Origin of the sequence: Streptomyces sp. NPDC059785 (assembly GCF_042732375.1) — a bacterium.
In the GTDB taxonomy this organism is placed as follows: Bacteria; Actinomycetota; Actinomycetes; order Streptomycetales; family Streptomycetaceae; genus Streptomyces.
In genome coordinates this window covers 196,739-217,946 of record NZ_JBHWHV010000002.1, presented here as the reverse complement: position 1 = coordinate 217,946, position 21,208 = coordinate 196,739, and the positions used below count along the sequence as shown (strand labels likewise).

Annotated in this window: 24 protein-coding genes and 1 pseudogene; 16 read left to right on the top strand and 9 right to left on the bottom strand. The window is 74.0% G+C overall.

All coding sequences use genetic code 11. The features are described 5' to 3' along the window. The 9 genes from ACFV6E_RS02400 to ACFV6E_RS02360 all read left to right on the top strand — a co-directional run bounded on the left by ACFV6E_RS02400 (window position 1) and on the right by ACFV6E_RS02360 (window position 5,252). Window positions 1–420, top strand: a complete 420-nt coding sequence (locus ACFV6E_RS02400; RefSeq protein ID WP_385161964.1) for a gas vesicle structural protein GvpA — start codon at window positions 1–3, stop codon at window positions 418–420. Next, on the top strand, window positions 417–1,187 hold the full coding sequence (locus tag ACFV6E_RS02395) for a GvpL/GvpF family gas vesicle protein (RefSeq protein WP_385161962.1): 771 nt from the start codon (window positions 417–419) through the stop codon (window positions 1,185–1,187). Before ACFV6E_RS02400 ends, ACFV6E_RS02395 begins: the two co-directional genes overlap by 4 nt. A gap of 7 nt (window positions 1,188–1,194) precedes the next feature. Continuing rightward, on the top strand, window positions 1,195–1,455 hold the full coding sequence (locus tag ACFV6E_RS02390; protein WP_385161960.1) for a gas vesicle protein GvpG: 261 nt from the start codon (window positions 1,195–1,197) through the stop codon (window positions 1,453–1,455). Beyond that, complete coding sequence (locus tag ACFV6E_RS02385; RefSeq protein WP_385458900.1) at window positions 1,452–2,210, top strand: DNA primase; 759 nt, start codon at window positions 1,452–1,454, stop codon at window positions 2,208–2,210. The genes ACFV6E_RS02390 and ACFV6E_RS02385 overlap by 4 nt, the downstream gene beginning before the upstream one ends. Further along, complete coding sequence (locus tag ACFV6E_RS02380; protein WP_385458898.1) at window positions 2,203–3,369, top strand: SRPBCC family protein; 1,167 nt, start codon at window positions 2,203–2,205, stop codon at window positions 3,367–3,369. The genes ACFV6E_RS02385 and ACFV6E_RS02380 overlap by 8 nt, the downstream gene beginning before the upstream one ends. Next, window positions 3,366–3,770 carry a gas vesicle protein gene (locus tag ACFV6E_RS02375; protein ID WP_385161954.1) on the top strand — a complete coding sequence of 135 codons (405 nt, stop codon included), beginning with the start codon at window positions 3,366–3,368 and terminating at the stop codon, window positions 3,768–3,770. The genes ACFV6E_RS02380 and ACFV6E_RS02375 overlap by 4 nt, the downstream gene beginning before the upstream one ends. Next, a complete protein-coding gene (locus tag ACFV6E_RS02370; protein ID WP_385458896.1) occupies window positions 3,770–4,618 on the top strand; it encodes a GvpL/GvpF family gas vesicle protein in 849 nt (282 codons plus the stop codon). Before ACFV6E_RS02375 ends, ACFV6E_RS02370 begins: the two co-directional genes overlap by 1 nt. Continuing rightward, a complete protein-coding gene (locus tag ACFV6E_RS02365; protein ID WP_385161950.1) occupies window positions 4,615–4,803 on the top strand; it encodes a gas vesicle protein in 189 nt (62 codons plus the stop codon). The genes ACFV6E_RS02370 and ACFV6E_RS02365 overlap by 4 nt, the downstream gene beginning before the upstream one ends. Before the next feature lie 185 nt (window positions 4,804–4,988). Further along, window positions 4,989–5,252, top strand: a complete 264-nt coding sequence (locus ACFV6E_RS02360) for a gas vesicle protein K (protein ID WP_385162062.1) — start codon at window positions 4,989–4,991, stop codon at window positions 5,250–5,252. Between the two features lie 47 nt (window positions 5,253–5,299). Here ACFV6E_RS02360 and ACFV6E_RS02355 read toward each other — a convergent pair whose 3' ends face one another. Further along, a complete protein-coding gene (locus tag ACFV6E_RS02355; RefSeq protein WP_385161948.1) occupies window positions 5,300–6,121 on the bottom strand; it encodes a class I SAM-dependent methyltransferase in 822 nt (273 codons plus the stop codon). A 174-nt stretch (window positions 6,122–6,295) separates the two neighbouring features. After that, window positions 6,296–6,940 (bottom strand): annotated as a pseudogene (locus ACFV6E_RS02350) (phosphatase PAP2 family protein); the annotation flags it as partial. A 155-nt stretch (window positions 6,941–7,095) separates the two neighbouring features. Between ACFV6E_RS02350 and ACFV6E_RS02345 the strand changes: the two are divergent. Next, window positions 7,096–8,715, top strand: a complete 1,620-nt coding sequence (locus ACFV6E_RS02345) for an ABC-F family ATP-binding cassette domain-containing protein (RefSeq protein ID WP_385458894.1) — start codon at window positions 7,096–7,098, stop codon at window positions 8,713–8,715. A gap of 42 nt (window positions 8,716–8,757) precedes the next feature. Here ACFV6E_RS02345 and ACFV6E_RS02340 read toward each other — a convergent pair whose 3' ends face one another. Continuing rightward, the gene (locus tag ACFV6E_RS02340; RefSeq protein ID WP_385161944.1) at window positions 8,758–9,864 is read right to left on the bottom strand and encodes a Vms1/Ankzf1 family peptidyl-tRNA hydrolase; all 1,107 of its coding nucleotides are present in this window, start codon (window positions 9,862–9,864) and stop codon (window positions 8,758–8,760) included. A 71-nt stretch (window positions 9,865–9,935) separates the two neighbouring features. Here ACFV6E_RS02340 and ACFV6E_RS02335 point away from each other — a divergent pair, with 71 nt between their 5' ends. Next, window positions 9,936–10,208, top strand: coding sequence for a DUF6158 family protein (locus ACFV6E_RS02335; protein WP_385161942.1), 273 nt, complete (start codon window positions 9,936–9,938; stop codon window positions 10,206–10,208). A gap of 148 nt (window positions 10,209–10,356) precedes the next feature. Then, entirely contained in the window at window positions 10,357–11,925 is a 1,569-nt protein-coding gene (locus ACFV6E_RS02330) for an AraC family transcriptional regulator (protein ID WP_385458892.1), read from the top strand. A gap of 224 nt (window positions 11,926–12,149) precedes the next feature. Here the strand turns inward: ACFV6E_RS02330 and ACFV6E_RS02325 are convergent, their stop codons facing one another. The 3 genes from ACFV6E_RS02325 to ACFV6E_RS02315 all read right to left on the bottom strand — a co-directional run bounded on the left by ACFV6E_RS02325 (window position 12,150) and on the right by ACFV6E_RS02315 (window position 13,746). Next, window positions 12,150–12,701: a type 1 glutamine amidotransferase domain-containing protein gene (locus tag ACFV6E_RS02325; RefSeq protein WP_385176183.1), complete on the bottom strand. Its 552-nt coding sequence runs from the start codon at window positions 12,699–12,701 to the stop codon at window positions 12,150–12,152. 114 nt (window positions 12,702–12,815) lie between these two features. Continuing rightward, window positions 12,816–13,253: a CBS domain-containing protein gene (locus ACFV6E_RS02320; protein ID WP_385176186.1), complete on the bottom strand. Its 438-nt coding sequence runs from the start codon at window positions 13,251–13,253 to the stop codon at window positions 12,816–12,818. An 85-nt stretch (window positions 13,254–13,338) separates the two neighbouring features. Further along, window positions 13,339–13,746: a DUF2795 domain-containing protein gene (locus ACFV6E_RS02315; RefSeq protein WP_385176188.1), complete on the bottom strand. Its 408-nt coding sequence runs from the start codon at window positions 13,744–13,746 to the stop codon at window positions 13,339–13,341. Between the two features lie 367 nt (window positions 13,747–14,113). Between ACFV6E_RS02315 and ACFV6E_RS02310 the strand changes: the two genes are divergently transcribed. Then, window positions 14,114–14,908, top strand: a complete 795-nt coding sequence (locus ACFV6E_RS02310) for an RNA polymerase sigma factor SigF (protein ID WP_385458890.1) — start codon at window positions 14,114–14,116, stop codon at window positions 14,906–14,908. Here ACFV6E_RS02310 and ACFV6E_RS02305 read toward each other — a convergent pair. Continuing rightward, on the bottom strand, window positions 14,889–16,025 hold the full coding sequence (locus ACFV6E_RS02305; protein ID WP_385176193.1) for a PAS domain-containing protein: 1,137 nt from the start codon (window positions 16,023–16,025) through the stop codon (window positions 14,889–14,891). The two genes, ACFV6E_RS02310 and ACFV6E_RS02305, sit on opposite strands and share 20 nt — an antisense overlap. Window positions 16,026–16,136: 111 nt before the next feature. Here ACFV6E_RS02305 and ACFV6E_RS02300 point away from each other — a divergent pair, with 111 nt between their 5' ends. From ACFV6E_RS02300 to ACFV6E_RS02290, 3 genes are all read left to right on the top strand, one after another. Then, window positions 16,137–16,895, top strand: coding sequence for an ANTAR domain-containing response regulator (locus ACFV6E_RS02300; protein WP_385176196.1), 759 nt, complete (start codon window positions 16,137–16,139; stop codon window positions 16,893–16,895). 160 nt (window positions 16,896–17,055) lie between these two features. Next, window positions 17,056–18,162: a hypothetical protein gene (locus tag ACFV6E_RS02295; RefSeq protein WP_385176198.1), complete on the top strand. Its 1,107-nt coding sequence runs from the start codon at window positions 17,056–17,058 to the stop codon at window positions 18,160–18,162. Window positions 18,163–18,468: 306 nt separating this feature from the next. Beyond that, the gene (locus ACFV6E_RS02290; protein ID WP_385458889.1) at window positions 18,469–19,719 is read left to right on the top strand and encodes an aminotransferase class I/II-fold pyridoxal phosphate-dependent enzyme; all 1,251 of its coding nucleotides are present in this window, start codon (window positions 18,469–18,471) and stop codon (window positions 19,717–19,719) included. Window positions 19,720–19,779: 60 nt separating this feature from the next. Here ACFV6E_RS02290 and ACFV6E_RS02285 read toward each other — a convergent pair whose 3' ends face one another. Further along, on the bottom strand, window positions 19,780–20,421 hold the full coding sequence (locus ACFV6E_RS02285; RefSeq protein ID WP_385458887.1) for a DedA family protein: 642 nt from the start codon (window positions 20,419–20,421) through the stop codon (window positions 19,780–19,782). Further along, window positions 20,421–21,194 (bottom strand): MBL fold metallo-hydrolase, encoded by a 774-nt coding sequence (locus ACFV6E_RS02280; RefSeq protein ID WP_385176206.1) that lies wholly within the window; start codon window positions 21,192–21,194, stop codon window positions 20,421–20,423. Before ACFV6E_RS02280 ends, ACFV6E_RS02285 begins: the two co-directional genes overlap by 1 nt. Window positions 21,195–21,208: the final 14 nt, after the last annotated feature.

Sequence of the window (21,208 nt, the reverse complement as noted above, 5' to 3'; positions counted from 1 at the left end):
ATGACCGTTGTCCCGGCACAGCAATCAGGAGGATCGGGCGGCACCAGCGGCCTGTACGACGTACTCGAACTAGTTCTTGACCGGGGGCTCGTCATCGACGCCTTCGTACGTGTCTCACTCGTCGGCATCGAGATCCTGAAGATCGACGTACGTGTCGTCGTCGCCAGTGTCGACACGTATCTGCGCTTCGCCGAGGCGTGCAACCGGCTCGACCTGGAGGCCGGCCCGCACAAGAACCCCGGACTGCCCGACCTCATGGGCGAACTCACCGAATCCGGCGCCCGCGGCAAGACCAAGGGCGCGCTCGGCGGCGCGGCGGAGACCATCTCCGGCGCGTTCAAGCAGGCCCGCGAGGAGGGCGAGTCGCGCAGCCGGGCCCGTAAGACGACGGCCTCGCGCCGGAAGGAGGAGCAGGAGTGAGCACGTACATCTACGGGATCGCCGCGAGTTCGCACCCGGCGCTCCCCGACGGCATCGACGGCGTGGGCAAGCCTCCCCGGACCGTGCGCGTCATCGAGGAGGGCGACCTCACCGCCATCGTCAGCGACGCCCCCGAGGGGCTGCGCCCCAAGCGCAACGACCTGCTCGCCCACCAGAACGTGCTGAGCGAGGCGGGCGCCGGCGGGCCCGTGCTGCCCATGCGGTTCGGCAGCGTCGCCCCCGACGACGCGGCCGTCAAGAGCGTGCTCGCCGAGCGCGCCGACCACTACGCCGAGCGGCTTCAAGCGCTGGCCGGCAAGGTCGAGTACAACGTCAAGGCCAGCCACGACGAAGAGGCCGTGCTGCACCGCGTGATGTACGGCAACCCGGAGATCCGGGCCTTCGCGGAGGCCAACCGGCAGGCGGGCGGCGGCAGTTACGAGGACCGGCTGCGGCTCGGCGAACTCGTCGCGGCCGAGGTGCAGGGCCTGGAGAGCGCCGACGGCGCGGCCGTGCAGCAGGCCCTGGAGCCGCTCTCGGACGCCGTCAGCGTGGGCCCCGAGTCCACCGGCTGGCTGGCCAACGTCTCGTTCCTGGTGGAGCGCGACGCGCCGCAGCGGTTCCTCGAGGCCGTCGACGCACTGCGCAAGGACTTCCCGCACCTCGAACTGCGGGTCAACGGACCGCTGCCGCCGTACAGCTTCGTCGAGCCCGGCCCGGCCGAGCCCGCGCCCACCGCCGCGGGCGCCGAGACCGGCGCGGAGTGATCGGGACATGGGCCTGATCGGCGAGGTGCTGCTGCTCCCCTTCGCTCCCGTGCGCGGCAGCCTGTGGGCGGTGCGGCAGGTGCTGACCGAGGCCGAGCGGCAGTACTACGACCCGGCGGTGATCCGGGCCGAACTCGCCCGCCTGGAGCAGGCGCTCGACGCGGGCGAGATCGATGAGGACGAGTTCGACAGCCGGGAGGACGAACTCCTCGACCGGCTGGAGACCAGCTCGCGCATGAGCGCGGGCGGAGGCGGGACGACAGGATGAATCGACTAGGACTGGGCCTCGCGGTAGGGGCCGGTTACTTCCTCGGACGGACCAAGAAGATGAAGCTGGCCTTCGCGGTCGGCAGCATGGTGGCCGGCAAGCGGATGCACCTGAGCCCGCGCGGCATCGCGGACGTGGTCTCCCAGCAGCTGATGGCGAACCCGCAGTTCAAGGAGATCGCCGACCAGTTGCGCGGCGAGCTGCGCGGAGTCGGCAAGGCCGCCTCCGGAGCGCTGGTCGAGCGGCAGATGGAGTCGCTCGCCGACCGGCTGCACGGCCGGACCGCGGACGTCCGCGACCAGCTCTCGGGCGTGACCCCGGACATCCCGGGGCGGCGGGACGACGAGGCCGACGACGAGGCCGACGACGACGAGCCGGACGCCTACGAGGACGAGGACGAGGACGACCGCGACGAGCGGGACGGCCGCGACGACGACCGCGACGACGATGCCCCCGAGGGGGAGGCGGAGGAGCGGCCCCGGCCGCGGAAGAAGGCGCCCGCGAAGAAGGCCCCGGCCAAGAAGGCCGCGAAGACGGCGGAATCGGCGGAGTCGGCGGATTCGGCGCCGCAGGGTGCCGCCAAGAAGGCCGCGAAGAAGGCCCCGGCCCGCAAGACGGCGTCGGGCACGGCCCGCAAGGCCCCGGCGAAGAAGACCGCCGCGAAGAAGACCGCGGCCCGCAAGACCGCCGCGTCGAAGACCGCCGCCCGCCGTACCACGCGGGCCCGGGTACCGGAGGGAGGCGACCGTGACTGACACCCTCGGCTCCGCCGCACGACAGGCGACGGACAAGGCGACGGACAACCCGGTCACCTCGCTCGTCAAGAGCGAAGCGGCCGACCGGCTGAAGTCGGAGGTCCAGGAGTACCTGTCCGCACAGGCCCAGCGGCTGCTGGCCGGCGTCGGGCAGAAGCTCGGCGAGACCACGGTCAAGCTCAACGACATCGCCGAGGGCAACAGCCCCGGCTTCGCCAAGCTCGCCCTGGACGGCGGCCGCAAGCTGGCCGAGGGCAAGGGCCCGATGCGCACCGCCCTGGAGCTCGGCGCGGGCAAGGCCAAGGACAGCGTGGTCGGCGCCTTCAAGAACCTGACCGGCGGCAAGGGCAGGCGCAAGGGCGGCGCGGGCAAGAAGCCCACGGTCATCATGGAGTTCATCGACGTCGGCGTGCCGGTGCGCACCGCCTACGACCAGTGGACCCAGTACCAGGACTTCAGCACCTTCGCCAAGGGCGTCAAGAGCGCCAACCGCGCCGACGACACCACCTCCGACTGGCAGGCGAAGGTCTTCTGGTCCAACCGGAGCTGGAAGGCGCACACCACCGAGCAGGTCGCCGACGACCGGATCGCCTGGACGTCCGAGGGCGCCAAGGGCACGACCAAGGGCGTCGTCTCCTTCCACTCCCTCGCGGAGAACCTCACCCGCGTCCTGCTGGTCCTCGAGTACTACCCGAAGGGTCTGTTCGAGAAGACCGGCAACATCTGGCGCGCCCAGGGCCGCCGGGCCCGGCTCGACCTGAAGAACTACGCCCGCTTCATCACCATCAAGGGCGAGGCGGACGACGGCTGGCGCGGGGAGATCCGCGACGGCGAGGTCGTACGCAGCCACGAGGACGCCGTCGAGGAGGAGGAACAGACCTCCGAGGAGGAGCGGGACGAGCGGGACGACGACACCGCGCGCGACGAGGCCGACGACGCCGAGTACGCCGACGACGAGCCGGAGGAGTCCTACGAGGACAACGACGAGCCCGGCGACGAGGCGGAGGAGGAGCCCGAGGGCGAGTACGAGGAGGACGACGCCTACGAGGACGAGGGCGACGAGGCCGACGAGGGCGAGCCGGAGTACGAGGACGAGGCGTACGAGGCGGACGAGGCGGAAGAGCCCGCCGAGCCCGCCGCGAGCGGGAGCCGTCGATGACCATGCCGAGCCGAATCCCGGAGCCGTACGGACAGGGCAGCGGCGCCAATCTGGCCGACATCCTGGAGCGGGTGCTCGACAAGGGCGTGGTGATCGCCGGAGACATCCGGATCAACCTGCTCGACATCGAGCTGCTCACCATCAAGCTGCGGCTCATCGTCGCCTCCGTCGACAAGGCGAAGGAGATGGGGATCGACTGGTGGGAGGACGACCCCGCGCTCTCCTCCCGCGCACGGCACAACGAACTCGCCCGTGAGAACGCCGAGTTGCGGGCCCACCTGGCCGAACTCGAACAGTCGGGCGGCGGCCGCGGCGACGCCGGGCAACTGGAGCAGGGCGGCTCCACCCGCTCGGCCCGCGGCACCAGCCGCTCGACCCGCTCCACGAAGAAGGAGTCCTGATGAACGGACTGCGGTACGTCTACGCCGTCTGCCGGCCCTTCGACGCGCCGCTCCAGGCCCAGGTGACGGGTGTCGCGGGCGCACCCGTCGGGCAGCTGCCGCACCACGGCCTCGTCGCGGTCGTCAGCACCGTGCCCGAGCGGGACTTCGCCGAGGAACCGCTCAAGCGCCACCTGGAGGACCTGGACTGGCTCAGCGACACCGCGCGCGGCCACCAGAGCGTGATCGACGCGCTCACCGCCGTCACCACCCCGCTCCCGCTGCGGCTCGCCACGGTGTTCCGGGACGACAGCGGTGTGCGGACCATGCTGGAGCGGCGGGAGGAGACGCTGCGCCGGACGCTGGACCGCCTGGACGGCCGGGTGGAGTGGGGCGTGAAGATCTACGCGGAGTCCGGCGGCGGTCAGCGGGCCGCGGCACCGGCGCGGCCGGCGTCCGGGCGCGACTATCTGCTCCAGCGCCGCAGGCGCAACCAGGCGCACGACGAGATGTGGGAGCGGGCCGAGAAGTTCGCCGGCCGGCTGCACGACCTGCTCTCCGGCCGCGCCGAGGACTCCCGGCTGCACCCGCCGCAGAACTCCGCGCTGTCGCGGGAGTCCGGGCGGAACGTGCTCAACGCCGCCTATCTGGTGTCCCGCGCGGACTCCGAGGCGTTCGTGGAACTGGTGGACCGCACGAAGGACGAGGAGACGGCGGACGGAGCCGGCCTGCGGGTGGAGCTCACCGGGCCGTGGGCGGCGTACTCCTTCGCCACTCCCGCTCCCGAGGAGGCTTCGGGCACGGCTTCGGACACGGCTTCGGGCACGGCTTCGGACACGGCTTCGGACACCGGGGAGGCGGCGCCGTGACCGTCGTGGAACGCCGTGAGATCGCGCTGGTCGACCTGCTCGACCGGCTGCTCGCGGGCGGGGTCGTCCTCAGCGGCGACCTCACCCTGCGGATCGCCGACGTGGATCTCGTCCGTATCGACCTGAAGGCGCTCATCAGCTCGGTGAACGAGCAGGTCCGTTCCCCCTGGGAGGACCTGCTGTGAGCGGGCGCACCACCGAGCGGCCGGCCGGGCCGACACCGGCCGGGCCGGCACCGGCCGGGCCGACGCCGGCCGAGACACTGACGGAGGCGCTGAGCGCGGCGCTCGACGAGAAGGCGCAGGCGCCCGGCGAGCGGCAGGCCGCCGGGCCGTCGCCCGACGCCGGGGCGCCCGGCAGGAAGCAGCGCATCGAGCTGGAACCGGACACCGTCGAACGCGACCTGATCAAGCTGGTGCTGACCGTGGTGGAACTGCTGCGCCAGCTCATGGAACGGCAGGCGGTACGCCGCTTCGACACCGGCGAGCTGACCGAGGACCAGGAAGAGCGCATCGGGCTGACCCTGATGCTGCTCGACGACCGCATGACCGAACTGCGCGACCGCTACGGCCTGCGGCCCGAGGACCTGAACCTGGACCTCGGACCGCTGGGACCCCTGCTCCCCAGGGACTAGGGCAGGGCGTCCCCGGGAGCGGGCCGGGGGAGGGCCGTCCTGGGCGGCTAGCCGTCCTTGCGGCACAGCAGTTCGCCGTGCAGGACGGAGAACCAGCCGTCCTCCCGGCCGCCCCACGCGCGCCACGCCTCCGACACCGACCGCAGCTCCTCGGCGGTCGCGTGGCCGCCCTCCGTGGCCCGGTCCGCGTAGGCGGAGGCCAGCGTGCGGTCCGCCCACAGGCCGCTCCACCACTGCCGCTCCTCGGCGGTGGCGAAGGTCCAGGTGCTCGACGTGGCCGTGATGTCGCGCAGACCGGCCCGCAGCGCCCAGGACTTCAGGCGGCGGCCCGCGTCGGGCTCGCCGCCGTTGGCGCGGGCCACCCGCCGGTACAGGTCGAGCCAGTCGTCCATGCCCTGGGACGCCGGATACCAGGTCATCGCCGCGTAGTCCGAATCGCGGACCGCGATGTAGCCGCCCGGCTTGGTCACCCGGTGCATCTCCCGCAGCGCCCGCACCGGGTCGCCGACGTGCTGGAGTACCTGGTGGGCGTGGACGACGCAGAAGGTGTCGTCCGGGAAGTCCAGCGCGTGGACGTCCGCCACGGCGAAGTCGACGTTCTCCAGACCGCGCGCGGCGGCGGTGGCCCGCGCCTGCTCCAGCACCCCGGCCGCCATGTCCACCCCGGTCACCCGGCCGTCCGGGACCAGGGCCGCCAGGTCCGCGGTGATCGTGCCCGGCCCGCAGCCTATGTCCAGGATCCGCATGTGCGGCTTCAGCGAACCGAGCAGGTACGCGGCCGAGTTGGCGGCGGTCCGCCAGGTGTGCGAGCGCAGCACGGACTCGTGGTGGCCGTGCGTGTAGACGGCTGTCTCCCGGGACTTGGACATGACCGTTCCCCTTCTCGGCGTACGGGCCCCGGGGCACCGGTGCGCCCCGGGGTGATGGTCGGAACCGTACGCCGAGTCTCCGCATCGTGAGACCTGTATCTCACGATGCGGTCTGATGCTCAGTCAGCAAGAGATGGGGGCCGGTCAGGGGTGCGGTGTCGCCATGACCGGGCGCTCGCCCTCGGGCAGCGCCGCGGGCGCGTCCGTCCGGGGCCGGTCGGACGCCGGGTCCGTCTCCGGCTCACGGGGCGGGACGAGCGCGCGCACGGCGTACGCGGCGCCCACCCCGAGGGCCGCGCCCGCGAGCACGTCGCTCGGGAAGTGGACGCCCGTGTACACGCGGGACAGCGCCACCGCGGCGGCGACCGGCGCCACCACCGCGCCCAGACCGCGCGACTCCAGGGCCACGCCCGCCGCGAAGGCCGCGGCCGACGCGGAGTGCCCGGAGGGGAACGACGTGGTGATCGGCTGCCGCTTGAGCTGCCGCATCAGCGGTACGGCGTCCAGCGCCGGACGGGCGCGGCGCACCGAACGCTTGCCGATCGTGTTGATGGTGGCCGACGCCAGGGTGAGCGAGGCGACGCCCCGCACGGCGGCCCGGCGGGCCCGCGGGGAGCGGGTCGCGGCGAGCGCCGCCGCCGTCGCGAACCACAGCACGCCGTGATTGGCGCTGCGGCTCAGCCTCGGCAGCAGACGGTCGCCGCCCGGCCAGTGCCGGGTCGCGACCGCCTCGAACAGCCGTTGGTCGGCGGTCAGCAGCCGGTCGCGGATCGCGTGCGGTCCCGGCGGGCGGACGGTGAGATCGACGTCTGGGGTCAAGGTCATGCGAGAGCGAGTACCCAGGGGTGGGCGTTTCCAGCCGGGCCGCCGGCGGCTCGCCGGGCGCGGGGAGCCGGGGGAGAGCAATGCGTTCGGGAGCCGGGGAGAACAATGCGTTTGCCCGCCGGCCCGGCCGCCCCGGACAATGCCGGACCATGGGACACCTCGAAGCCGCGCACCTGGAGTACTACCTCCCCGACGGGAGGGCGTTGCTCGGCGACGTGTCGTTCCGGGTGGGCGAAGGAGCCGTGGTGGCCCTCGTCGGGCCGAACGGCGCGGGCAAGACCACCCTGCTGCGGCTGATCGCCGGAGAGCTGAAGCCGCACGGCGGGACGGTCACCGTGAGCGGCGGCCTCGGCGTGATGCGCCAGTTCGTGGGTTCCGTACGGGACGAGACCACGGTCCGCGACCTGCTGGTGTCCGTGGCCCCGCCGCGCATCCGTGAGGCCGCGAGGGCCGTCGACACCGCCGAGCACGCCATCATGACCGTGGACGACGAGGCCGCCCAGCTCAAGTACGCGCAGGCCCTGTCCGACTGGGCCGAGGTGCGCGGCTACGAGTCCGAGACCCTGTGGGACATCTGCACCACGGCCGCGCTCGGCATGCCCTACGAGAAGGCGCAGTGGCGCCAGGTGCGCACCCTGTCCGGCGGCGAGCAGAAGCGGCTCGTCCTGGAGGCGCTGCTGCGCGGCACCGACGAGGTGCTGCTCCTGGACGAGCCGGACAACTACCTCGACGTGCCCGGCAAGCGCTGGCTGGAGGAGCGGCTCGCGGAGACCCGTAAGACGGTCCTGTTCGTCTCGCACGACCGGGAGCTGCTGGCGCGCGCCGCCGAGCGGATCGTGAGCGTCGAGCCCAGCCCCACCGGGGCGGACGCCTGGGTGCACGGCGGCGGCTTCGCCACCTACCACAAGGCCAGACGCGAGCGGTTCGCCCGCTTCGAGGAGCTGCGCCGCCGCTGGGACGAGAAGCACGCGCAGCTGAAGAAGCTGGTGCTGAGCCTGCGTCAGGCGGCCACCATCAGCCATGAGCTGGCCTCCCGCTACCAGGCCGCCCAGACCAGGCTGCGCAAGTTCGAGGAGGCGGGCCCGCCGCCGGAGCCGCCGCGCGAGCAGGACATCACGATGCGGCTGCACGGCGGCCGGACCGGCGTACGGGCCATCACCTGCGAGGGCCTGGAGCTGACGGGTCTGATGCAACCCTTCGACCTGGAGATCTTCTACGGCGAACGGGTCGCGGTGCTCGGCTCCAACGGCTCGGGCAAGTCGCACTTCCTGCGGCTGCTCGCGGGCGGCGACGTCGCGCACACCGGCCACTGGAAGCTGGGCGCCCGCGTGGTCCCCGGGCACTTCGCGCAGACGCACGCCCACCCGGAGCTGGAGGGCCGCACCCTGCTCGACATCCTGTGGACGGAGCACGCGCAGGACCGGGGCGCCGCCATGTCGCGCCTGCGCCGCTACGAGCTGACCGCGCAGGCCGAGCAGCGCTTCGACCGGCTGTCCGGCGGGCAGCAGGCCCGCTTCCAGATCCTGCTCCTGGAACTGGAGGGCGCCACCGCCCTGCTCCTGGACGAGCCGACCGACAACCTGGACCTGGAATCGGCAGAAGCGCTCCAGGAGGGCCTGGAGGCGTACCAGGGGACGGTCGTCGCGGTCACCCACGACCGCTGGTTCGCCCGCCCCTTCGACCGCTACCTGGTCTTCGGCTCCGACGGCCGGGTACGCGAGACACCGGAGCCGGTGTGGGACGAGCGCCGCGTGGAGCGCGCCCGCTGAGCGTTCCGCGGAACGCTCAGCGGGCGCGTCGAAGGGCGTCGGTCACTTCCAGCGCAGCAGCGCTCCCAGTCCGCCCGCGGGCACCTCGTCGGACGTGACGCCCGCGACCGAGATCGCGGGTGCGTCCGTCATGACGGCGGACCGCATCAGCGCGTCGTCCGCGCGCGCGGACACCGGATCGCGCTCGCCGAGCACCGCCGCGTCGGAGCGCCGTACGGCGATCTGGTCCGGGTCCGGGCCTATCCACACCTCGCGGTGCGCGTCCGGCCCGTCCAGGCAGAGCAGCAGCTCGTCGATACGGTGCTCAAGGGCCGCCTCGACCAGGGCGGGCACGCCCTCGGCGGCGCCCTTGCGTCCCTCGTCGTCGGGGGAGCGGGCGGCGAGGAACCGGTCCAGCTCGTCCGTGGTGCGCAGCCGTACGTGCTCGGCGCGGATCCGCTCCACGTCGTCATCGAGGAGCCGGCTGCCGGAGCCGCGCGTCTCCTCCACGGTGCGGTCGTGCAGCGCCTTCGGCAGGTGTTCGCGCACCGCGTGCCGCTCCCGGGCGTCGCCCACCAGGACCAGCAGGTCGGCCCGGCTGTCCTCCTGGCAGGCGGCGAGCGCCCTGGCGACGTCCTCGGCGTTCTTCTCCCAGGTGTTCTCCACCTTGAGCTGGAAGTGTTTCTCGGACCAGTCGGCCGACCGCGTGCGGTGGACGGGGTACTGGTCGCCCGTGACCGACCCCGCCTCCTCGCTGCCCAGCGCGCTGCGCAGCTCGAAGTCGGCGCCGCGCCGGTCGATGTACGCCACCAGGCAGAGCGGGTCCTCACCGGCCAGCTCCACCAGGGGCGCGGTGCGCGGCAGCGGGCCCCAGAACACCTCCGTGCCCGGCGGCGGCGCGGCGAGCGACGGTGCGAGCACCACCTCGCCGTGCGCGGCGAAGAACGCCCGCCCGTGCGGCTCGGTGGAGTGCCGCAGCTCGTCGACGGCCGCGTGCACCGCCTCGCACGTCGCCCGGTCCGCGCCCTGCGCGGCCAGCTCCCGGGAGACGGCCTGCGCCGTCAGGGAGCGCTCATGAGGGGTGCTCTCCGTATGGCGGGAGGTATCGACGTACACAGAGGCCCAGGGCCCGGAATGCTCGTACAGAGGATGGAGAAAAGCGAGGTCCATGGCTCCCTCCCGAAAGGTCGCTCGGGGTATTGCTTGCCGGGCGGGTACCCGGACGGCGGAGAAGGAACACGATGATCGCGACGATCGGGGTTGTCACCATGACCGGAGTCGACCCGGGCCGGCTGGACGACCAGCAGCTCATGAAGGAGCTCCAGGCGATCCACCGCACCCGCCACGACACGCTTCTGTACGGTTCCGACGACGCCCTGCGCACCCACAACGCGCGCATGGCGGAGCTGGAGGGCGAGTATCTGCGCCGCAATCCGCGCCGCCCGGTCGCCGCCGCGCGGACCCGCGAGGGCGCCAGGGACCGGATCGGCGGCCCCGAACCGGACCTCGCCTGAGGACCCGGCCCCCGAGCAGGACCCCCCTGAGGGGCGGCCCGCGCCCGCTTGGATCTTCTCGCGCCGGGCGGCACACCGTACGCTGCCGCCCTGGTGGACGCGGGCTTCGCGGTACGGGCCCGGAGAACGAGGCAAGGGGGGATGCTGCGTGACGGCTTCCATTCGTACGACGGACGTCGACCAGGCGCGTCAGATCATCGGCGACCAGTTCTACGCCAACTCGATGGACGTGCTGGACGGGGCGGAACGGTTCGCGGCGCGGTTCCACATCGCCCGCTGCGGGGCGGTGACCATCGGCGACCTCGCCTGCGGTGCCGATGTCCGCATCAGCATGGCGGAGCTGGGCGCCTACCACGTGAACCTGCCGCTCAGCGGCCACATGACCTGGCGGCAGGGCCGGCGCGGGCAGGAACGGGCGACGCCGGAGCGGGCCGCCGTGTTCCAGCCCGTGGGCGCCGTGACCTCCGACCTGTGGGCGGGCGACTGCCGGCTGCTGGCCGTCAAGATCGACCGCGGGGCGCTGGAGAACCAGCTCGAGCGGCTGCTCGGCAGGCCGGCCCGCACCCCGGTCGCGCTCGGGCCGGGCTTCGACCTGGGCGCGGGAGCCGGCCGCGGCTGGCTGCGGCTGGTGCGCTCGCTGGCCGAGGCGGACTGCGGCACCCAGGCGCTGCTGGCCCAGCCGCTGGTGTCCGCACCGTTGCAGGAGGCGCTGCTCAACGGGTTCCTGCTGGTCGCCGAGCACCGCTACCGCGACGAGCTGGCCCAGCCCGCGCACCCGCTGCGTCCCGCACCCGTCAAACGGGCCCTGGACGCCGTCCACGACCGCCCCGAGCACCCCTTCACCGCCGCCGAACTCGCGGCCGAGGCGCGGGTCGGGGTGCGCTGGCTCCAGGAGGCGTTCCGCCGCTACGTCGGCATGTCGCCCATGGCATACCTGCGCGAGGTGCGGCTCAGCCGCGTCCACGAGGAGCTGCGTGACGGCGACGCGGACGAGGTGAGCGTCAGCGAGGTGGCCCACCGCTGGGGCTTCGGCCACCTCGGGCGGTTCGCCGAGCAGTACCGGGCACGGTTCGGGGAGCGGCCTTCGCAGACGCTCAGGTCGGGCCGCCCGGGGGCGGGAGCCGGGATGGGGGCGGGGGCGGGTGCGGGGATGGGAGCGGGCGTGGGAGTGGGCGCGGGTGCGAGGACGGGTGCGGGTGCGGGGACAGGCGCCGGCGCGAGGACGGGTGCGGGTGCGGGGGTACGGGACTGCGCGGCGTCGCTCGCCGTGCCGGGCGGACCGGACGGGCCGGGGCGCCCGCCGGGCGTGCGGAGACGCCGGCGTACGTGGTGCGCGTCCCGGACGGGCCCGGCGCCGGGAAAGCTGCGCGTTCCGGACAGCCGGTGCGCTTGGCGGATCGTTTCAGCAGTCAGCTGTGATCTACGTTCGCCCCTGCGCGGGCCGACCGGCCGCGTCGCGAGAATGCCGCGTCCGCGGCGTGTCCACGACGGCCCGGCGCGACCGGCCCGGCCTACCCACCCGGGCCGGACCGACGGCCGTCCCGGCACAGCGGTGCCGGGACGGCGAGCGACCGGCCCGGCCGCTCCCCCTCGCGCACCGCGGTACGTCCCCACGCGGAAGCGGCGGCCGGGCCTCCGCACCCCGGCCGCCGCTGCGGCTGACCATTCGACCGGTCCCCTCGGACCGGGTGACACGGTCCGCCCAAGGCGTCTGTGACCGGTCAGCCCAGGGCGTCTGTGCCGGTCCGGTCAGGACCTCCGTGACCGGCCCGTCCGCGACGTCTGTGCCGGTCCGGTCAGGACGTCTGTGTCCGGCCCGTCCGCGACGTCTGTGACCGGTCACGGTCAGGACGTCTGTGTCCGGCCCGTCCGCGACGTCTGTGACCGGGCGGTCAGGACGTCTGTGACCGGCCCATGCACGACGTCTGTGACCGGTCATGGTCAGGACGTCTTGGTCCTGCCCTTGGCGAACTCGGTCAGCAGCGCCTCGTCGAACGCCTTCAGATCGTCCGGCTTGCGGCTGGTGACCAGCGTGTTCGGGCCGTGGTCGCAGATCTGCACCTGCTCGTCCACCCAGGTGCCGCCCGCGTTGCGGATGTCCGTGCGCAGGCTCGGCCACGAGGTCAGTACCCGCCCCGAGACCACGTCCGCCTCGACCAGCGTCCACGGGGCGTGGCAGATCGCGGCCACCGGACGGCCCGAGTCGAAGAAGTCCCGGACGAAGGACACGGCCCGCTCGTCCAGCCGCAGCGCGTCCGGATTGGCCACCCCGCCCGGCAGCACCAGCGCGTCGAAGGAGTCGGCGCCGACGTCGCCGACGACCTCGTCCACCGGGAACGTGTCGGCCTTGTCGAGATGGTTGAAGCCCTGGATGTGTCCCGGCTGCGTCGACACGAGCACGGGCTGATGGCCCGCGTCGGTCACCGCCTGCCAGGGGTCGGTGAGCTCGATCTGCTCGACGCCCTCGGGCGCGGTAAGAAACGCGATACGCATGATGTCGATCTCCTGGCTCCGGCCTCCTGAGAGGCACTTCGGCCTCCTGAGAGGCCCGTCTTACGTGGTGCGCGGACGTACGCGGACACCGGACCGCGGGCCGGTGCCGCCGCCTCACGCGGTGGTGTCCGGCCGGTGGTCCGGCGCGGCGCGGCTGATGTCGGCGAGCGCCGACTCCGGGTCCTCGGCGACCGCGAGATCCCCGAGGCTCACCATCCCGACGGCGTGACCGTCCTTGACCACCGGCAGCCGGCGCAGGGCGTGGTGACGCATCAGCCGGGCGGCCGCCGCCACCGCGAAGTCCGGACCGATCACCACGGGGTTGGGGGTGCACACCGCCTGGGCGCTGACCGCCAGCGGATCCGCTCCGTCGGCGACGGCGCGCAGCGCGATGTCACGGTCCGTGAGGACCCCGACGACCTGGTCGCCGTCGGCCACGAGAACGTCGCCGACGTCCTGGGCGCGCATCAGCTGCGCCGCCTCCACCAGCGAGGTGTCGGGCCGGACGGCGACGACGTCCGGCGTCATGACTTCCCTGACGAAATCTGGCATGGCTGGGTAACCCTCCTGCCTTCCCCGGCTGACGGGGGTCGCGGGTATGTCGGGTGACAGCCCGCAGTACCCGCGAGGCGGGCGCCTATGCGCCTCCCGCCGGCTCTCCGGAGGATCCGGAGGGGCGTACGACGGCTTCGGTCAGTTCCTGGACCGTGGCGTAGCGGGCGCCGCGCGGCAGCCGTTCCAGCGGTTCCACCAGACCGTCCGGCGCGTTGTTCTGCCGCAGCACGCCCATCAGCTCGCGGGGGCCCGCGGGGAACGCGGTGCGGTTCAGATGCCGCGCGAACTCCAGCCGGACCGTCTCCAGGGTGACGGAACCGCCGCCCGGCACCGCGGGGCCGCCCGCTATCGCCGGATCGTCGTCCGCGGTCGGCTCCGGGTCGTGCCACTCCTCGGTCCTGGTGTGGTGGCCCGACCGCAGCAGACCCTGCAATTCGTGCTTCATCTCGTCGTCCCGGTGGACGCTCAGCCGGTCGCTGCCTCGCTGCATGATTCCCTCCAGCAGTTCGGGGGTGGTCGTCGCGTACCCGTACACCAGGAGTCGACACGTGTGTCAGGACGTCACGGAGGGCGACCTTCCGCAACGAGCCGGCGGTCCGGTTTCCGGCCGCCGTCCGCGGCCCGGTTCTCGTACGGAACCGCAGGGCAGAGGGTCCCGGGCCGCGGGCCGCCGCCGGGTGAGAATGAGCGGGTGTTTGCCCCGCGAGCGTCGGGGCAGGCGCGTCAACAGTGCTTCGGACAGGAGGCACGTCCGTGGAAGCGGCGTACCGCGCCATGGGCGTACCCCTCCGACACACGGGTGCGCTCCCACGGTGACTGTCCACTCAAGGCACCCCTCAAGGGAGTTGCGACGCACCATGCGAACCCAAGTGAGCGTGAAGCACCACCCGCACGACGACGCCCCGGACACCGCGGCGGACTTCCGCAGGCTCGCGGCACTGCCCCCGGGGGCGCAGCGCGACGCGCTCCGGGACCGGATCGTCGAGGCGTGGCTGCCGATGGCCGAACGCCTGGCCGGCCGCTTCCGCAGCCGCGGCGAGAGCTTCGAGGACCTGCGCCAGGTCGCGGCGCTCGGCCTCGTCAAGGCGGTGGACCGGTACGACCCGGACCTCGGCAACGCCTTCGAGAGCTACGCCGTACCGACCGTGACCGGTGAGATCAAGCGGCACTTCCGCGACCACATGTGGACCCTGCACGTGCCGCGCCGGGTGCAGGACCTGCGCAACCGGGTGCGGTTCGCCAACCAGGACCTCGCCCAGACCATCTCCGGGCGCAAGCCCACCGTCACCGAGATCGCCGAGCACGCCCGGATGACCGAGGAGGACGTGCAGGTCGGCCTGGAGGCGCTGGAGAGCTTCACCGCGCTCTCCCTCGACGCCGAACTGCCGGGCAGCGAGGACGGCTACTCGCTCAGCGACGCCCTCGGCTCGGCCGACCCGGCGCTCGACACGGTCATCGACCGCGAGGCCGTCAAGCCGCGGCTCCAGGCCCTGCCGGAACGCGAGCGGGCCATCCTCTACATGCGTTTCTTCAGCGACATGACGCAGAGCAGCATCGCCGAGGAACTCGGCATCTCCCAGATGCACGTCTCCCGGCTGATCAGCCGCTGCTGCAACCGCCTGCGGGAGCAGGTCATGAGGGACGCGGCGTAGACCCGTCCCGAGCCGCCGCCAGGGCGATGTGGCGGGACATCATGTCCATCGCCTGGCCCTCGGCCATCGAGAACGCCGGGCGGGCCCCGCACCGGAACAGCGTCAGCACACCCCGTACGGGTCCCGCGGCCGTCGTCAGGGGCACGCACAGCAGCGACGTCACGTTGGCCCGCACCAGCACCGGGTCGCCCGCGGCGTCCCGGCCGAACGCGTCCGGGTCCTCGGGGCGCACCTGGAGCGCGGTCGAACCGCCGCGCGCCGCCTCGACGACGAGCGGACACCCGGCCGGGTCCTGCCCGGCCGGTCCCGCCGTCTGTGCGCCGGACGGCCCGAGGACCGTCGTACGGGACAGCCGGGCGGCCCCGGTGTCGGCCACCACCCAGTCGGCGAAGCGCCCGTGCAGCACCCGGGCCGCCCGGTCCAGGACCGCGGCCGGCGCCCCCGGCGGCGCGTCCAGCAGCGCCGTGGTCATCCGGTCCAGCAGATCGAGCAGGACCGCGTGCCGGGTGGCCTCCGTCAGGTCGGGCACCGGGCCCGGCGGCCGCTCGGCGACCCGCTCCGGCGGGTCCTCGGGCCGCAGTACGACGAGGACGGAGGTGCGGGGCTCGCCACTGGGCCGCAGCGCGGCGAGCGTCGCGCGCACCCGCTCCGCCGGGCGCTGCTGGAGGTGCACGGTGACGCTGCGGTCGCCCTCGCCGCGCGCCACCGCCGCGGTCTGTGAACGGAACGCGGCCCGGTCGGCGTGCGCGAGGAAACCGGTCAGCGGCCGGCCCGTCGCATAGCCGGTCCTGACGCCGGTGAAGGAGGTCGCCGCGAAGTTCAGCCGGCGCACCGCCGTCTCCCCGTCGACCAGCACCACCGGTACCGGCAGCCGCTGGAACAGCGCCTTGAGCAGGTGCTGTTCCTGCCGGGCGGAGGTGACGCCGCCGGACGGGTCCACGGCCGACAGCCGCTCGTACCAGGGCCACAACTGGTCCGCCACGTGGTCCAGTTCGAAGAGCGCCGCGTCGAGCACGGTCGGCAGCTCGCCCACCGGTACCGAACGGGAGGCCTTCAGCTCCGCCACCCGGCGTACGAAATCCGCGAGTTCTTCCCCGAATTCGTCCGTCTGCACCATGCGACGAACGTAACCTGCGGGCCGCGTTCCGGAGGTGCCCGTACCGGAACCCGTCACCTCGTTTCCCGCCCGGGAGAACGGGGAGGCGGGAGAAGAGAGGAGGAGCGCATCATGCCGCACTCCACACCACTCGATCACCTCGACCACCGGGGGACACCGCCGCCGGAGTCCCCCCTCCCCGGCCTGCCGGGACGGCGACTGTCCGAACTCGTCGAGCAGGCCGCCCGCTGCACCGCCGACTGCTGCGGCGCCAGCAGCATCGTGTCCGAGGGCGGCAGCGAGCGGCCCGCCGCGGTGACCCACCCCGACCTCGTCGGCGTCGTAGCCGTCCAGCTGCGCACCGGGCGCGGCCCCATCCCCGCCGCACTGGAACGCGGCCGGGCGGTGGACTCGGCCGACCTGCTGGATGACGAGCGCTGGCCGGAGTACCGCGCGACGGCGCTCGATACGGGCGTGCGCTCCAGCGTCACGATCCCGTTCCGGCGCACCGGCCTGACCTTCACGCTCAGCCTCTACAGCTTCCGGCCCGGTGTCCTCGCCGACGCACCGCACGGTCCCGCCCACGCGCTCGGCGACAACGCCGCGAGCTGTCTGGTCCGCGACCGTTCCTACCGCGACCTGCTCACCGAGCTGGGCCAGCTCCAGGCCGCGCTGCGCTCCCGGCCGGTGGTCGACCAGGCGTGCGGCATGGTGATGCACGTCCTGGGCTGCGACGCGGACCGGGCCTTCGCCGTACTGCGCCGGATCTCCCAGGGCACCCAGCGCAAGCTCGCCGAGGTGGCCGCGACCGTGGTCGAGCGGCGCGGCCGCGGGCTCGAACGGGAGCTGCGGTCGCTGTCGGCGGCGGAGCCGCGGTCCCCGGAGGGCTGACCGGCATCCGCCCGCCCGCGGGTGCCGCGATGTCACCCGGGCGGCGGTCCGGGTAGCGCGAATGGTGCCCGGCGGCGCGCGGACCGGCCGCGGGCGGCGTGTCATGGGCGGTGGGCACGACGGCCGTGCCCCGCCGGAGCAGGCCGAAGGAGCCCCTCGCATGCGCCGTACCGCCCGTGTCCTGTCCGCCACCGCCCTGGTCGGTGCCGTCGTGGGCGCGGCCGTCCCGGCCGCGCACGCCGATCCGGCGGCGGAGGTGAGCCCCCGGACGGTCGCACCGGGCGGCTCGGTCACCGTCTCCGTGTCGTGCGACGCGGCCGGGGACGCGCCGCCCGAATTCATCGACGCCACCTCGCGGGGGTTCGAGGACGGCAAGGTCAGACTGCGCAGGGTCGCGGCGCCCGGGAAGAACGCGACGGGCGCCGCGTACACCGGCACGGCACGCGTCCCGGACACGGCGGGCGCCCGGGACCCGGCGGGCGCCGGCGACGGCAGACCGCGCGCGGCCGACCCGGGAGACGGTGACGAGGACATGGGCTCCGGCGACATGGGTGCCGACACGACGGGCTCGGCGGACTCCGATGTGGTGGCTCCCGACATGGTGGGCCCCGACATGGGTGGAGCCGACATGGGTGGAGCCGACACGGTGGGACCGGATGCCGTGGGGCCGGACTCCATGGGATCGGATGCCGTGGGGCCGGACTCCATGGGATCGGACTCCATGGACCCGGGCTCCATGGACCCGGGCTCCGTAGGGCCGCGCACCAGGAGTCACGACGGCGGCGGACCGGAGCCGGAGGACGGCCTCGGCGCGGACTCCGGTGGCGCGGACCTGGGAGGCGCGGGCCTCGGACGCGAGGGCCTGGTCGGCCCCGATGACGTCGTCGGACCCGAGGACGCGGGCCCGGGCGCCGCGGACCGTGACCCGCGCGGCCACCACCCCGGCGGCCCCGATCCGGCCCGCCCCGGCTCCGAGTGGGGCGTCGACGGCAAGTGCCCCGGCGGCCGGGGCGGCGAGGACACGCCCTGGAACACCTCGTACAACGTCTCCGGGCCGGACGGGGACCACGACCACCCCGGCCGCCCCGAGGACCCCGGTACGGGCGGGCGGGACGACGCCGGTGCCGAACACGGCGTGCACGCCGGCCGGGGCGGTGCCTTCACCGACTCGCCGGCCGCGCTCGTGGCCGGTGGTCTGCTGATCGCCGGCGCGCTCGGCGCGGCCGTCCACCGGCTGTACCGGCGCAGGTGGTCCGCGGGCCGCTGACCCCGGCCGGTCCGCGCGCCGCCGACGCTGTGACGTGCGCGACCCGCCCGGCCACTCATGGCCGGGCGGCACGCGGGGTACACAGGTAGTCGGGGTCCCGGCGCACCCGGTCCCCGTGGTACTCGGGGCACCGGGCACGACCGGACACCGGTCGGCCGACGCCCGGACGCCGGGACCGGACGACAACAGGGCGGCGCACCACGGACTGCGTACCTCCGAGGTGCGCCGCACAGGCTGCGTACCTCGGAGTGCGCACCACGAACTGCGCGCCGAGGACTGCGCACCACGGACCCGCGGAGGCGATACATGCGGCGGACGTATCCGGAGGGCCACGGGCCCGTTCGTTACGGCCCGCCCCTGCCCGACCACGGGCTCCCGCTGCTCCCCGGACTCTCCGCCGCCCTCGCCGCCTCCGCCGACCGCGCCGGGGCCGAGCCCGTGGGCGGCGGCCACGAACTCCTCGACGCCGCGTGCGGCTACTGGGCCCGCCGGGGCCTGCCCGCCGACCAGGACCGGGTGGCCGCCGCCCCCGGCGCCCCCGCCCTGCTCCTCGCGGTGACCGCCGTGCTCGGCGGCGACGTCCTGGCGCCCCGGCCGTCCGCCGCGTGGTGGGAGCCCCTGGCGCGGCTGCTCGGCAGACCGGTGTTCCGGGTGCCGACGCCCGCCGAGTGCGGCGGCGTCCCCGACCCGTACGCGCTCCTCGAGACCGTGCGCAGGGTCCGCGCCGAGGGCGGTGACCCGCGGCTGCTCGTGCTGTCCGTCGTGGACGACCCCACCGCCACCGTGGCACCGCCCGAGCTGGTGCACGAGACCGTCGAGGCCGCGGCGGGCGAGGGACTGCACCTGGTCAGCGACGAGACCTGGCGGGACACCCTGCACCAGCCGCTCGGCACCGTGCTGCTCAGCCCCGCCGAGATGCTGCCCGACGGCGTGACCGTCCTGAGCGACCTGTGCGGTCCCTTCCTGCCGCCCGGCTGGCCGGCCGCCGTCGCCCGCTTCCCCGCCGGTCCCACCGGGGCCGCGCTGCGGGCCGGCGTCCTCGACGTGCTGACCGCGCTGGGCGCCCGGCTCGCCGACCCGGTTGCCGCGGCCGCCGCGTACGCGCTCGACGAGCCCGAGGAGATCACCGGGCGGCTGACGACCGCGGCCCGGCTGCACGCGCGCGTGGCCGCCGCCCTGCACCACGCGGTCGTCGCGGCGGGCGCCCTGGCCCGGCCCCCGGGGGCCGGCCGCCACCTCTACGCCGACCTCGGACCGCTGCACCCCGGGCTCGCCGCGCACGGCGTCGGCGACGCCCAGGAGCTGGAGGACTTCCTCACCGACCGCCTCGGCCACCCCGCGCCGGGCGGCCACCGGTTCGGCGACGACCTCGCGGCGCTGCGGGTGCGCCTGTCCACCGCTCCGCTGCTCGGCGCGACGGCGCGGGAGCGCGCCCTGACCCTGGCCTCGCCCGAACCCCTTCAACTGCCCCATGTGCGCGAGGCGCTGGCCCGCGTGGGCGGCGCCTTCGACGACCTGCGCGACGAGGCCCGGCGACGGCGCGAGTCCCCACGATGACGGCGATGACGGCGAAGACGATGGTGACGGTGGTGACGTGGCAGGGGCGTACGCGGACTCTCAGGAGGCGGCCGTCCGCCGCATCCGGCGCCACAGCCCCGGCGTCACGCTGACGAGCACGGTCAGGACGACGGCCGCGACGACGCCCTCCCACGGCTCCTTGAAGAGGGAGCCGCCGAGGATGCCGATGAGCTGGTAGGTGAGTGCCCAGGCGAGGCAGGCCGGGACGTCGCCGCGGGCGAAGGTGCCCAGCGGCATCTTCGCCAGCAGACAGGCCAGCATCACCGGGATCCGGCCGGCCGGGATCAGCCGGGACAGGACCAGGACGGCGACCCCGTGGTCGTCCAGCTTCTCCTGGGCCTGGGTGAGGCGCTCGTCGGGAGCGCGGTCGCGTATCGCCTCCAGCCAGCGCGAGCCGTTCTTCGAGCCCATGCCCCGCCGGCCGAGCCAGTACAGGAAGACGTCCCCGAGGAACGCCGCCAGCGACGCCACCGCGAAGACCATGGCCAGCATGAGCGGCGACTCCCGGTGGAAGCCCACCACCGCCGCCGAACTGACCAGCGCGCCCGTCGGGACCACCGGCACCAGCGCCCCGATCAGCACCAGCAGGAACAGCGAGGGATAGCCGAGCGCCTGCTGCGTGGACTGCGTCGGCAGGGTGGTCACCGCCGCCGCGGACAGGGCGGCCGCGGACCGCAGCATCACCGCGAGACCTCCGGCCGCACGCTCGCGCCGTGTTCGAGCCGGTGCACGTCGACCTCGGGCGCGTACTCCGCCGCGTGGCGCACGAAGTCGTCGCCCGGCGAATGGAACTCGTGCGGACGCACGGCATCCATCCCGATCGGCCAGTACGTGCCGTAGTGCACCGGCACGGCGCTGCGCGGGGACAGCCGGGCCAGCGCCTGCGCGGCGCGACCGGCGTCCAGGTGCCCCTCGCCGAGGAACGGTCCCCAGCCGCCGACCGGCAGCAGCGCCACGTCGACCGGGCCCACCTCCTCGGCCATCGACTCGAAGAGTCCGGTGTCCCCGGCGAAGTACGTCCGCGCCTCGCCCTCGATGACGTAGCCGAGCGCGGGGGAGCGGGGCGGGCCGACCGGCAGTCTGCGCCCGTCGTGCGCCGCGCGCACCACCCGGATGTGCAGATCGCCGACCGGTACGCGGGCGCCCGGCTCCACCTCCGTGAGGTGCAGATGAGCCAGTCTGCGCAGCCCCCGCACCGTGCGTGGCGCGCCCCGCGGCACCAGCACCCGGGTACCGGGCTCGAGCCGGGCCAGCGACGGTACGTGCAGGTGATCGGCGTGCAGATGGGAGACGAGGGCGATGTCGGCGACCGCGGCCCGGGGCGGCGGCGGTGCCCCGCGGCGGCGGCGCAGATGGGCGAGCCGGCGCGCGAACAGCGGATCCGTGAGCACCCGCGCGCCCGAGTCCTCGACCGTGCAGGTGGCGTGACCCCACCACGTGATCTCCACCGGCACTCCCTTTGCCTCCT

Excerpts from the sequence above, each read along its gene's own strand:
- ACFV6E_RS02400 (WP_385161964.1), top strand. The coding sequence starts at position 1 with ATGACCGTTGTCCCGGCACAGCAATCAGGAGGATCGGGCGGCACCAGC.
- ACFV6E_RS02390 (WP_385161960.1), top strand. The coding sequence starts at position 1,195 with ATGGGCCTGATCGGCGAGGTGCTGCTGCTCCCCTTCGCTCCCGTGCGC.
- ACFV6E_RS02385 (WP_385458900.1), top strand. The coding sequence starts at position 1,452 with ATGAATCGACTAGGACTGGGCCTCGCGGTAGGGGCCGGTTACTTCCTC.
- ACFV6E_RS02375 (WP_385161954.1), top strand. The coding sequence starts at position 3,366 with ATGACCATGCCGAGCCGAATCCCGGAGCCGTACGGACAGGGCAGCGGC.
- ACFV6E_RS02370 (WP_385458896.1), top strand. The coding sequence starts at position 3,770 with ATGAACGGACTGCGGTACGTCTACGCCGTCTGCCGGCCCTTCGACGCG.
- ACFV6E_RS02355 (WP_385161948.1), bottom strand. The coding sequence starts at position 6,121 with ATGTCCAAGTCCCGGGAGACAGCCGTCTACACGCACGGCCACCACGAG.
- ACFV6E_RS02345 (WP_385458894.1), top strand. The coding sequence starts at position 7,096 with ATGGGACACCTCGAAGCCGCGCACCTGGAGTACTACCTCCCCGACGGG.
- ACFV6E_RS02340 (WP_385161944.1), bottom strand. The coding sequence starts at position 9,864 with ATGGACCTCGCTTTTCTCCATCCTCTGTACGAGCATTCCGGGCCCTGG.
- ACFV6E_RS02335 (WP_385161942.1), top strand. The coding sequence starts at position 9,936 with ATGATCGCGACGATCGGGGTTGTCACCATGACCGGAGTCGACCCGGGC.
- ACFV6E_RS02325 (WP_385176183.1), bottom strand. The coding sequence starts at position 12,701 with ATGCGTATCGCGTTTCTTACCGCGCCCGAGGGCGTCGAGCAGATCGAG.
- ACFV6E_RS02320 (WP_385176186.1), bottom strand. The coding sequence starts at position 13,253 with ATGCCAGATTTCGTCAGGGAAGTCATGACGCCGGACGTCGTCGCCGTC.
- ACFV6E_RS02315 (WP_385176188.1), bottom strand. The coding sequence starts at position 13,746 with ATGCAGCGAGGCAGCGACCGGCTGAGCGTCCACCGGGACGACGAGATG.
- ACFV6E_RS02310 (WP_385458890.1), top strand. The coding sequence starts at position 14,114 with ATGCGAACCCAAGTGAGCGTGAAGCACCACCCGCACGACGACGCCCCG.
- ACFV6E_RS02305 (WP_385176193.1), bottom strand. The coding sequence starts at position 16,025 with ATGGTGCAGACGGACGAATTCGGGGAAGAACTCGCGGATTTCGTACGC.
- ACFV6E_RS02300 (WP_385176196.1), top strand. The coding sequence starts at position 16,137 with ATGCCGCACTCCACACCACTCGATCACCTCGACCACCGGGGGACACCG.
- ACFV6E_RS02295 (WP_385176198.1), top strand. The coding sequence starts at position 17,056 with ATGCGCCGTACCGCCCGTGTCCTGTCCGCCACCGCCCTGGTCGGTGCC.
- ACFV6E_RS02290 (WP_385458889.1), top strand. The coding sequence starts at position 18,469 with ATGCGGCGGACGTATCCGGAGGGCCACGGGCCCGTTCGTTACGGCCCG.
- ACFV6E_RS02285 (WP_385458887.1), bottom strand. The coding sequence starts at position 20,421 with ATGCTGCGGTCCGCGGCCGCCCTGTCCGCGGCGGCGGTGACCACCCTG.